The organism is Zhongshania sp. (assembly GCF_041623545.1).
In the GTDB taxonomy this organism is placed as follows: Bacteria; Pseudomonadota; Gammaproteobacteria; order Pseudomonadales; family Spongiibacteraceae; genus Spongiibacter.
The window spans coordinates 1-3,095 of the sequence record NZ_JBFJWS010000354.1; the positions used below are offsets into that span (position 1 = coordinate 1).

Consider the following 3,095-nt stretch of genomic DNA (forward strand, 5'->3'; position numbering starts at 1 on the left):
AGGGTCGCACGTAGCCCAGAGCAGGGCGCACTACTCGCCGCGCTCATAGGCGGACTTGCGGTTTGCGGAGGCTTGGCAGGCGCATGGTACTGGGATACGCCAGCGGGACCCAGTATTGTTCTGAGCGCTGGCTGTTTATTTGTACTAGGTCAACTGGCGCCCGGCTACAGGCGCAGTAATTAAATGGCGACGGGGGATGCCGCCATTTAGCGTTAGTGGTATTCGCGTATCGCCAAATATGCCCGTTTCAATTTGCTGATTTCTAGCGGGGCTTTAAAGAAACCCACTGAGTGACCTTTCGGGTTTACTAAAGCAATATTAGCGCTGTGCTCAACCTGATAATTACTGCCGCCACCAGGTACTTTAGTGAAGGGGATATTCAGCGATGTGGCAAAGCGATGAACCTCCAAAAAGTCACCGGTAATGCCACGAAAAGCCGGATGGAAAAAATCCAAATAACTGTGGAGCTGCTCCGGCGTATCACGGGCTGGATCAACACTAGCCAACCAAACTTGGGTGTCGGCCTGCACTGCGGGCTCTAACTCTTGATAAAAGGCTTTTAGCTGGGCAAGGGTAGTCGGGCAAACATCCGGACAGTAGGTAAAACCAAAAAAGATTAAATTCCACTTACCTTCCATTGCCGTGGGCGTTATGGCTTCACCGCGATCATTAAGTAAACTGAAATTAGGTAGGGTGCGCGGGTTTTCATAAAGGTAGGCGCCTTGGGATTTCAGCTCTTCGGCGGTCATCATGCGCGCGCGAGTTGCCGCGTAAAAAAACCCCGCCACCAGCACTATTCCCACCGCGACAATTGCGAGCACTGTTAATTTTATTCCCCGCTGGCGCTGCGCCGTGCCGCCGGCGCCCTGTGTTTCCTGTGTCATCGTACATCAACCTCAAAAATGGTCATAGCAGGCAGCAAGTAATGATCTAAAAGCATAATCATAAACAGCGCCATTAAATAGACGATGGAATACTTAAAGGTCGCCATCGGTGCCTTCGGATTTTTACCTCGCAATAAGACGATCGACCAATAGAGAAACCCAGCGCCCAAACAGACTGCACCGAGTAAATACAACGACCCGCTCATACCGGTGGCAAAGGGCAGCAGAGTTACCACAAATAATAAAATGGTATAAAGCAGAGTGTGTAGCTTGGTGTAGGCGATGCCGTGGGTAACCGGCAACATAGGGATATCAACTTTTGCATAATCGTCGCGACGGTGAATAGCCAAGGCCCAGAAATGCGGTGGCGTCCAAATAAAGATAATTAACACTAATAGCAGGGCGTGACCGTGGACTTCATTCGTCACTGCTGTCCAGCCCAATAGCGGCGGCGCAGCGCCAGCAATACCGCCAATAACGATATTTTGTGGTGTCGCTCGCTTCAGATAAAGAGTGTATACGACGGCATAGCCAAGCAACGAGGCGAGGGTAAGCCAGGCAGTTAGTGCATTAACCTTGATCAATAAAATCGCCATACCGGCGCCGCCGATAACCGCCGCAAAAATACCAGCATTGCGGTTGCTAACCCGGCCCTGAGCTATTGGCCGATTGTGGGTGCGCGCCATAACGAGATCAATGCGACTGTCGACCAGATGATTGATCGCCGCTGCCGCACCGGCACACAAAGCAATTCCGAGGTTGCCATAAATCAAGGCGTTCCAAGGCACCATGCCGGGCACCGACATAAACATGCCAATCACCGAGGTTAGCAGCATCAGTAATACCACATTGGGCTTACATAGCTCGTAATAATCCCGCCAACTCGCCGCTGACTGTGGCTGTGTCATACCCGAACTCCCCCGCGGTTTACCGCCGCTGTAAATACGAAGTAACTTATCGTTACTTGGCTAAGCAATAAAAGTGCACCAACAAGGTTATGAGCGACAGCGACACCGATCGGGAAGCTGAACTCAATATTGCTGATACCCAAAGCAATTTGTATTACCAAGATTACCAGCATCACATTGGCGGCTTTCTTTGCCGGCGCCATGCCGATACTGCGTAATTTAAAAAACAGAAACAGCAAGTAGGCGGCGGTTACCATGGCGCCAACTCGGTGACTAAAATGGATCGCCACCCGCGCCGCATTATCCATGGTGCCACCCAAGTAATTGGGGCCAATATGCTGAGCTATGTTAAAGCCCTCACGAAAATTCATTGGCGGCAACCATGAACCTTGGCACTGTGGGAAGTCCGGGCAGGCGATGTCCGCGTAATTTGCGGTAGTCCAACCACCAAGGGCAATCTGACAGACGACAACAACTAAACCCAGAAAAACCAAGGGTTTTAGAGCCTGTAACTTAGCTTCACTTATCGCCGGTATTTGCCAGTGCTGGTTGTTTAAGCGCAGTGTCAAAAGCCATAGTAGGCTTAAGGTCGTGAACCCACCCAGCAAATGCGAAGTAACGACTTGCGGCCACAGTTTGAGGGTGACCGTCCACATGCCGAACATGCCCTGTAAAATAATAAAGCCTAAAAGAAACAAGGGTAGTTTTAGTGGCTGCTGCGGCTTGCGCTCTCGAATCGATAAAACAACCAGACCAATCGTCAGCAAACCCAAGCTCGAAGCCAAATAGCGGTGAATCATTTCTGGCCAGGTTTTGTCGTGCTCAACCGGCATATCAGGGTAGGCCTCATTGGCCCGCGCCACTTCGTGATCGTCCGTAGGCCACAGTACATGACCGTAGCAGGTTGGCCAATCTGGGCAACCCAAACCGGCGTCCGCCAAGCGAGTAAACACGCCCATCGCGAGGACAATTATTGCAACTAGACAGGAAAAAAGCGCCAAGCGAAAACCTGCTTTGCGCTGCGCTGCTGAATTAAATAGTGCCATCATTCTCTACCGTGTGTGCTTAAGCTAACCGTTTAATACCGAACTATTTGATTAAGCGCCGCATATCCTTTAATACATCCTTACCCAAGGTGGTCAAAGTAAGCTGCTCCATATCGGCGGCGCGATAGTACATCATCACCCAGCCCATGGGGTCGACAATATAAAACGCACTAGGATCAAATGGGTTGATATCCAAAGTCTTTAGTTGGCTTAGAAATGCTTCGCCGTCCACTTGAAGCACCGTAATATCGCTGTGC

General features: G+C 50.7%; 4 protein-coding genes and 1 pseudogene. 1 reads left to right on the forward strand and 4 read right to left on the reverse strand.

The window, feature by feature from the left end:
* Positions 1 to 183 (forward strand): metal ABC transporter permease (locus ABYT30_RS17735; RefSeq protein ID WP_373097818.1); only part of this gene is annotated, 183 nt, incomplete at its 5' end.
* Positions 184 to 212: 29 nt separating this feature from the next.
* Here ABYT30_RS17735 and ABYT30_RS17740 read toward each other — a convergent pair.
* The 4 genes and pseudogenes from ABYT30_RS17740 to ABYT30_RS17755 all read right to left on the reverse strand — a co-directional run.
* A complete protein-coding gene (locus ABYT30_RS17740; protein WP_373082523.1) occupies positions 213 to 884 on the reverse strand; it encodes an SCO family protein in 672 nt (223 codons plus the stop codon).
* Positions 881 to 1,792 (reverse strand): heme o synthase, encoded by a 912-nt coding sequence (cyoE, locus tag ABYT30_RS17745; protein WP_373082524.1) that lies wholly within the window; start codon positions 1,790 to 1,792, stop codon positions 881 to 883. The genes ABYT30_RS17740 and cyoE overlap by 4 nt, the downstream gene beginning before the upstream one ends.
* Entirely contained in the window at positions 1,789 to 2,838 is a 1,050-nt protein-coding gene (locus ABYT30_RS17750) for a heme A synthase (RefSeq protein ID WP_373097820.1), read from the reverse strand. The genes cyoE and ABYT30_RS17750 overlap by 4 nt, the downstream gene beginning before the upstream one ends.
* Before the next feature lie 43 nt (positions 2,839 to 2,881).
* Positions 2,882 to 3,095 (reverse strand): annotated as a pseudogene (locus ABYT30_RS17755) (hypothetical protein); the annotation flags it as partial.

Coding starts and splice junctions, on each gene's coding strand:
- cyoE (WP_373082524.1), bottom strand. CDS start 1,792: ATGACACAGCCACAGTCAGCGGCGAGTTGGCGGGATTATTACGAGCTA.
- ABYT30_RS17750 (WP_373097820.1), bottom strand. CDS start 2,838: ATGGCACTATTTAATTCAGCAGCGCAGCGCAAAGCAGGTTTTCGCTTG.
- ABYT30_RS17740 (WP_373082523.1), bottom strand. CDS start 884: ATGACACAGGAAACACAGGGCGCCGGCGGCACGGCGCAGCGCCAGCGG.